A 1,531-nucleotide genomic window follows, 5' to 3' on the forward strand; every position below is an offset into this window, starting at 1 on the left:
CGCCGTGTGGTAAGGCGCGTGATAGGCGGCGCGGCGGCGCGTGATTTCCGCCTCGTCCGGCTCCTGCCCGTCGCGCCAGATCGGCAGCCCGTCGAAATCGGTCAGCGGCACCAGAGTGGTGGTGTTTTGCCCGGGATAGAGACTGATTCCAGCGGGATCGCGGTTCACGTCAATCACATAGCGGTGGATCGGCGTGCGGACGGTTGTCACCTCCTCAACCAGCCCGGCATAGAGGTCGTGGATATGCCAATCGGTATCCGCCAGCGCCTGGCCGGTTTCATTAAGGCACTCCCGGATATCCGGCGGCACATCGGTGCCAGTGTGGGGCAGCCCCAGCACCAGAGGGGAGCTGCCTTGGGTCACTTCGATCATGCTGTCACCTTCACACCGGCAACTTCCGCAACACGGCCCGCACGCACCATGGCGCTGGCATCTTCGATGTCCGGTGCCAGATAGCGGTCCTCGGCCAGAGCGGGAATATCGGCGCGCAGCATCGCCAATACGTCCTGCAGCCGTTCGGAGGTTTGCAGCGGCGCCCGCGCCTCCACCCCTTGCGCGGCACAGAGCATTTCGACGCCCAGGATCACCGACAGGTTTGCGTTCATCTTCGAAAGCCGCAGCGCGCCGTGGGCGGCCATCGACACGTGGTCCTCCTGGTTGGCCGACGTGGGCGTCGAGTCGGTCACACAGGGGTTTGCCAAGTGTTTGTTTTCGCTCATTAAAGCGGCTGTGGTCACTTCGGCGATCATGAAACCCGAGTTCAGACCCGGATCAGGCGTCAGGAACGGCGGCAGATCGTGGCTGAGGGTCGGGTCCACCATCAGCGCCACCCGGCGCTGCGCGATTGCGCCGATTTCAGCCACGGCCAGCGCGATCTGATCTGCGGCAAAGCCCACATATTCCGCGTGGAAGTTGCCGCCCGAGACGATGCGTCCCTCATTCACCAGCACCAAGGGGTTGTCGGTGACGGCATTGGCCTCGATCTCCAGCGTTTTCGCAGCCATCCGCAGCACGTCCAGCGCCGCGCCCACAACCTGCGGCTGGCAGCGGATGCAATAGGGATCCTGCACCCGGGTATCATCCTCGCGGTGGCTTTCGCGGATTTCAGACCCGTCCATGATGCCGCGCATCTCGCGCGCCACGTCGATCTGGCCGGCATGGCCGCGCAAGGCATGGATATCGGCAATCAACGGCGCGGTGGAGCCCATGATGGCATCCGTAGAAAGCGAAGCAATGGTCATCGAGGCCTCAGCCATGCGCCAGGCGTCAAACAGCCCGGCCAAGGCGCAGGCGGTGGAGAATTGCGTGCCGTTGATCAGCCCCAGGCCTTCCTTGGGACCCAGCACAATAGGCTCTAACCCGGCCTTTTTTAGTGCATCAAGGCTGGACATGCGGGTGCCTTCAAAGGTCGCCTCCCCTGCCCCGATCATCGCCGCCGCCATATGCGCCAGCGGCGCCAGGTCGCCGGAGGCGCCCACGGACCCCTGCGACGGGATCACCGGCACCACGCCGCGTTCCAGCATCTGCTCGA

At 64.4% G+C, this 1,531-nt stretch carries 2 protein-coding genes; both read right to left on the reverse strand.

Annotation, left to right across the window (positions count from 1 at the left end; genetic code table 11):
* On the reverse strand, positions 1-372 hold a 372-nt coding region (locus A2I95_RS36945), incomplete at its 3' end, for an N-formylglutamate amidohydrolase (protein WP_291737450.1).
* A partial coding sequence (locus A2I95_RS36950) for a histidine ammonia-lyase (protein ID WP_291737451.1) occupies positions 369-1,531 on the reverse strand: 1,163 nt, incomplete at its 5' end. The genes A2I95_RS36950 and A2I95_RS36945, both read right to left, overlap by 4 nt.

Source organism: Leisingera sp. F5 (assembly GCF_001593695.1).